This window comes from Streptomyces sp. 8K308, assembly GCF_004348315.1.
Taxonomy (GTDB): domain Bacteria; phylum Actinomycetota; class Actinomycetes; order Streptomycetales; family Streptomycetaceae; genus Streptomyces.
In genome coordinates this window covers 1-5397 of record NZ_SMKC01000419.1, presented here as the reverse complement: position 1 = coordinate 5397, position 5397 = coordinate 1, and the positions used below count along the sequence as shown (strand labels likewise).

Here is a 5397-nt window from a genome sequence, read left to right as displayed (position 1 = left end):
GTGTATAGGAGACAGGTCTGGGAGGCGCGCGACGAGAGCCTGCGGCGGCCGGTGGCGGTGAAGGTGGTCTCGGCCCTCGCCGGCGGCGGGGGCCGCGCCGAGGAGGCCCGCGCCCGCTTCCTGCGGGAGGCGCGGATCACCGCCGCCCTCCAGCATCCGAACATCGTGACCGTCCACGACCTCGGCGAGACCGCCACGCCGGAGGGCACCACGCCGTTTTTGGTGATGGAACTGCTCCGGGGCCGGGGGCTCGACGCCGTCATCCGCCGCGGCCCCGTCGAAGGGACCGCGGCCGCGCGTTGGGGCGCGGGGATCTGCGACGCCCTCGCCGAGGCGCACGCCGCCGGCATCCTGCACCGTGACATCAAGCCGGCGAACGTGCTCGTCACCAACTCGGGCGGCGTGAAGGTGCTGGACTTCGGCATCGCCCGCGCGGCCGACCCCTCGACCACCGAGGACCGGCTGACGCACACCGGTTTCCTCGTGGGCACGGCCGCTTACATGCCGCCCGAGCAGGCCCGCGGGAACCCGGAGCGGCGCAGCGACCTGTACGCGCTCGGCTGTGTGCTGTTCGAACTGCTCACCGGACGGCCGCCGTTCACCGCCCCGGACCCCCTGGGGTACCTCACGGCGCACCTGCACGACGCTCCCCCGGCGCCGAGCGGTGTCACGCCCGGCGTCTCCGCCGCGTGGGACCGGGTGGTGCTCCGGCTGCTGGCGAAGGACCCGGAGCAGCGGTACGACTCGGCCGCCGCGCTCGCCGACGAGCTGCGCCGACTCGGCGGGCCGACGAGGCGTGGCGCGGGACGTTCGACAGCCACCACGTCAGCGACCCGGCGTCCGACGGCGATCTGGTGGTCGTCGTCGACGGCGGCGGAACGGTCTGGGCCCTGCGCGCGTGACCGCTCCCGGCCCTGCGACCATGGAGGCGTCGGGCCGCGTCTGGCGTAACGCGTGGCACGGAAGCGCGAAACCTCGGGAGATCAGCAACCGTGTCGGAGAAAACGTCGGCCGTCGTGGACCGGGCCGCCCTGCGGGCGGACTGCGGCACCTGCTTCGGGCTGTGCTGCGTGGCGCTGCCGTTCACCGCCTCGGCGGACTTCGCGGTCAGCAAGGCGGCCTGCACACCCTGCGGCAACCTGGACGATGACTTCCGCTGCGGCATCCACGCCGGGCTGCGGGAGCGCGGCTTCGCCGGCTGCACGGTCTTCGACTGCTTCGGGGCCGGGCAGCGGGTCTCGCAGGTCACGTTCGGCGGGCGGGACTGGCGCTCGGCGCCGGAGACCGCGGGCGCGATGTTCGCGGCGTTCCCGGTGGTGCGGCAGTTGCACGAGCTGCTGTGGTATCTGGCGGAGGCGACCGCGCGGCCGGCGGCCCGTCCGCTGCGGGGCGAACTGCGGGCTCTCGCCCGGCGGGTCGAGGTGCTGGCCGGCAGGGGCCCCGAGGAGCTGACGGCGGTGGACGTGCCGGTGCTGCGGGCCGAGGCGGGCGAGCTGCTGGGGCGGGCGAGCGAGCTGGTGCGGGCCCTGGTGCCCGGCCGGCGGCGGGACCGCAGGGGCGCCGACCTGGCCGGAGCCCGGCTGCGCGGCGCCGACCTGCGGGGCGCCTCGCTGCGGGGCGCGCTGCTGATCGCGGCCGACCTGAACCGCGCCGACCTGCGGTCGGCGGACCTGCTCGGCGCCGACCTGCGGAACGCCGGCCTGGCCGGCGCGGACCTGCGGGACGCGCTGTTCCTCACCCAGGCACAGGTGAACGCGGCGCGGGGCGACGCCTCGACGAGGCTCCCGGCGGGGCTCGACCGTCCCACACACTGGTAGCGCGCCGCCACGCCTCGCTGCCGCCCTGCGCGGCCTCCGTCGCACGGACCTTCCGAAGCACCACCAGGGCACGCCGCGGAACCACCGCCGGCCCTCCCTCGTCCACGCGAGGTGACGGCTCATGTGCGTTCTGGTGGGAGGGCGTGTGATGGAACCGGTATCGGTCGGGCTGTTGGCGGCGCTGGCCGGCGGGGCGGGCGGCGAGCTGGGGAGACAGGTGTGGGCCGCCCTGTCGGCGCTGGTGCGGCGGCCGTTCCGGCGGGACGAGGGTGCGAGCCGGGACCGGCGGTCAGCTCCGGGGTAGCGGAGTTGGCGAGAGTGGAGGAGGACCCATCCGACGAACAACGGACACAAGCGCTGAGCACGACGCTCGCCGTACGCGCCGCGCTGGACGGGGACTTCAGGGCGGACCTGACCGCCTGGCACGAACAGGCCCGGCTGGTGCGGGTGGACAGCGCGGTGCACAACACGATCAGCGGCCGAACACAGTACGGACCGGTGGTTCTCGGCCGGGACTTCTCCGACCTGACCTTCACCACGGCGCCCACGCAGTCAGACGAGCGACCGGGCCCCGCGTCGGGCGACGGCGGACCGCGGCCCGGAAGCGCCTGACGAGTCCGTGCGACCGCGACCATCGGCGACCGTGCTCGACACCGTGAAGTCACAGCCCGGCGGGTTGCCTCATCAGCGGACTGGCACTGGGGCTCGTTCCCGGATTCCTCGGCGGCTTCCGAACGGGGTTGGCCAGCGGTGTCGCGGCGTCGTTCGTCGGGGCCTTCGTCGGCGACCCAGCGATGGGAGACACGGCTCCGCTGGTCAACAGCTTCGGCTTCGCGGTCGCCGCCGCCTGCATCGTCACTCTGGGCAGGCATCGCCTTCAGGCCCGAGGGTTCCGTTGGTCTCCGCTGGGCATCCTCACCGCCCTGGGCGGCGGTGCCGCGATCTGGCTTGCCGTCACCCCGCAGGCAGGCATGGTGAGTGGCGTGCTGTCGGGACCGGTCGCCGCCGCCGGAGGTTCCTTCGATGCCGGGCTGGAGGCGAAGCCGGCCGAGGCGAAGGTCGCCGCGGACCCCCAGACGGTGCTGCGCCAGGACCGCACGACCTTCTGGACCACCGCCCTGGCGGGTGGCCTCGCCATCGGACTCGCCACCGTCTTCGTCGTCGGATCAGTCCTGGGTACGTCGCGAGGCATCCAGACGGGGCTGGCCAACGGCGTCGCCACCGGGCTGGCCTGGGGCTTCCTCCAGGCCAGGTTCGGATCGTTCACCATCGCCCGCTGGTGGCTGGCCCTGCGTGGCCGGGTGCCGTGGAAACTGATGCCGTTCCTCGCGGACGCCCACCGCCGGGGGTCCTGCGCCAGGTCGGTGCCACCTACCAGCTTCACCACGCCGAACTCCAACGCCGCCTCGCCCGGGATCCGGCGGTGGGCGCCTCGTAACGCCACGTCGGCCGGTGCCGTAGGGCTGCCACGAGCACACGACCAGTTCTTCCCTCACGTCCAGCGCTGGGTGACGCTCGGGAGGGTCGGTCGACGCGGCGTGGATGCCGGACGACGGCCGCGACGATGACACGCCCAGGCTCGTACCCCCCGCGGAATCCCGTCGATCGCCTGCCGACGGCGCCGCCGCCGGGGCCGAGGGCGGCTCCGCCGCGTAGGGCCTCGGGACGTCCGTGGCCGAGGCCCCTTCGAGCCGCTCAGACCGGCAGGCCGTCCAGCAGGCCGACCGTCACCACCGAGACCCCCTCCGCCCGCAGGGCCGCGACCGCCGACGGGTCGGCGGCGGTGTCGGTGACCAGCGTCCAGTCGCCCGGCAGCCTGGCCCAGGCATGGAACGGGCGCCGGCCCACCTTCGCCCCGTGGGCGAGGACGTAGACCCGTTCCGCGCGGCGCGCCATCAGCTCCTTGAGGCGGGTCTGCCGCAGGTCGGCCTCGCAGATGCCGAAGCCGGCGGCGACGCCGTCGGTGCCCAGGAAGAGCCGGTCGAAGCTGAGGTGTTCGAGCGCGGCCTCGGTGAACGGGCCGACGAAGCTCTGGCTGACCGGGCGGAGGGTGCCGCCCAGGCACTCGACGCGGACGCCGTCCGCGTCGGCCAACTCCTCCAGGGCGGGGAGCCCGACGGTGGCGACGGTCAGGAGCTCGGCGTCGCGCAGCTCGTGGGCGAGTGCCCGAACCGTGGTGCCGCCGTCGAGCAGGATCGTCTCGCCGGAGCCGATCTGGACGGCGGCCCAGCGGGCGATGGCCCGCTTGGCCTCGAACGCCTCGCCGGTGCGCTGCCGCAGCGACGCCTCGGGGTGTGCGACCAGCGCCATCGCCCCGCCGTAGGTGCGGGCCATCCGTCCCTCCGCGGTGAGCCGGGCGAGGTCGCGGCGGATGGTGGACGGGGAGACGCCGAAGCTGCGCGAGAGGTCGGCGACACTGGCCAGGCCCCTGGTGGTGGCGAGGCGCACGATCTCGTCGCGGCGGGCGCGGGATCCGGCGGTGGGCATCGGTCGCTCCGTCAGTCGGCGGGCCTGGTGGCCATCTCGGCCGCCTGCCGCAGCGCCTCGACCATGCTGCCGGCGTCCGCGGTGCCGGTGCCCGCGATGTCGAAGGCGGTGCCGTGGTCGACGGAGGTGCGGATGACGGGCAGGCCGACGGTGAGGTTGACGCCGGCCTCCAGGCCGAGGACCTTGACCGGGCCGTGGCCCTGGTCGTGGTACATGGCGACGATCAGGTCGTAGTCGCCGCGCCCGGCGAGGAAGAAGGCGGTGTCGGCGGGGAGCGGGCCGCGCGCGTCGATGCCCTCGGCGCGCACCTCCTCCAGGGCGGGGACGATCTTCTCCTCCTCCTCGCCGTAGCCGAAGAGACCGTTCTCGCCGGCGTGCGGGTTGATGCCGCAGACGCCGATCACGGGCGCGGGGACGCCTGCGCGGACCATGGCCTCGTGGCCGCGCCGCACGGTCCTGGCGACGAGGCCGGGCTCGATGCGGTGAACGGCGTCGATGAGGCCGATGTGGGTGGTGACGTGGATGACCTTCACGGTGGGCGTCGACAGCATCATGGAGACCTCGTCGACGCCGGTGAGCTTGGCGAGCAGTTCGGTGTGGCCCGGGTAGAGGTGGCCGGCGGCGTGCAGCGCCTCCTTGTTGAGGGGGGCGGTGCAGATGCCCTGGACGGCGCCGGCCTGGGCGAGTTCGGCGGCGACGCGCACGAACTGGTAGGCGGCATCGCCGGCGACGGGCGAGAGCCGGCCCCACGGGAGGTCGGCGGGGAGCAGGGCGAGGTCGACGACGTTGATCCGGCCGGGGGTGAACTCAGCCTCGGCGGGCGCCTTCACGGGCACGACGTCGACCTCGGACTCGCCGCCGAGGAGCCCGGCGGCCTGGCGCAGTCGTTCGGCGTCGCCGATCACGACCGGGCGACAGCGGGCGAGGGTGTCGGGGTGCAGCACCGCCGGGACGATCACCTCGGGGCCGATGCCGGCACCGTCACCCATGGTGACGGCGATGAGCGGCAGCGGCCCGGTGCCGCCGGCGGGGGCGACGGGGGTGGTTGACGAGCTCATGAGGTGGCCTTCCGCTTGGTGGAGATGGTCGGGGC

Annotated in this window: 5 protein-coding genes and 1 pseudogene; 4 read left to right on the top strand and 2 right to left on the bottom strand. The window is 74.4% G+C overall.

Annotated features, from left to right (window positions below):
* From E1265_RS33005 to E1265_RS32990, 4 genes and pseudogenes are all read left to right on the top strand, one after another.
* Window positions 1-951: serine/threonine-protein kinase (locus E1265_RS33005; protein ID WP_132934642.1), on the top strand; the 951-nt coding region annotated here is incomplete at its 5' end.
* A gap of 41 nt (window positions 952-992) precedes the next feature.
* A complete protein-coding gene (locus E1265_RS33000; protein WP_132934641.1) occupies window positions 993-1817 on the top strand; it encodes a pentapeptide repeat-containing protein in 825 nt (274 codons plus the stop codon).
* 148 nt (window positions 1818-1965) lie between these two features.
* Window positions 1966-2429, top strand: a pseudogene (locus E1265_RS32995) (hypothetical protein).
* A 182-nt stretch (window positions 2430-2611) separates the two neighbouring features.
* Window positions 2612-3385 (top strand): hypothetical protein, encoded by a 774-nt coding sequence (locus tag E1265_RS32990; RefSeq protein WP_132934640.1) that lies wholly within the window; start codon window positions 2612-2614, stop codon window positions 3383-3385.
* 127 nt (window positions 3386-3512) lie between these two features.
* Here E1265_RS32990 and E1265_RS32985 read toward each other — a convergent pair whose 3' ends face one another.
* Window positions 3513-4304: a DeoR/GlpR family DNA-binding transcription regulator gene (locus E1265_RS32985; protein WP_132934639.1), complete on the bottom strand. Its 792-nt coding sequence runs from the start codon at window positions 4302-4304 to the stop codon at window positions 3513-3515.
* 11 nt (window positions 4305-4315) lie between these two features.
* Window positions 4316-5293 carry a 4-hydroxythreonine-4-phosphate dehydrogenase PdxA gene (gene pdxA / locus E1265_RS32980; RefSeq protein WP_243741285.1) on the bottom strand — a complete coding sequence of 326 codons (978 nt, stop codon included), beginning with the start codon at window positions 5291-5293 and terminating at the stop codon, window positions 4316-4318.
* Window positions 5294-5397: the final 104 nt, after the last annotated feature.

Coding starts and splice junctions, on each gene's coding strand:
- E1265_RS32990 (WP_132934640.1), top strand. CDS start 2,612: ATGGGAGACACGGCTCCGCTGGTCAACAGCTTCGGCTTCGCGGTCGCC.
- E1265_RS32985 (WP_132934639.1), bottom strand. CDS start 4,304: ATGCCCACCGCCGGATCCCGCGCCCGCCGCGACGAGATCGTGCGCCTC.
- pdxA (WP_243741285.1), bottom strand. CDS start 5,293: ATGGGTGACGGTGCCGGCATCGGCCCCGAGGTGATCGTCCCGGCGGTG.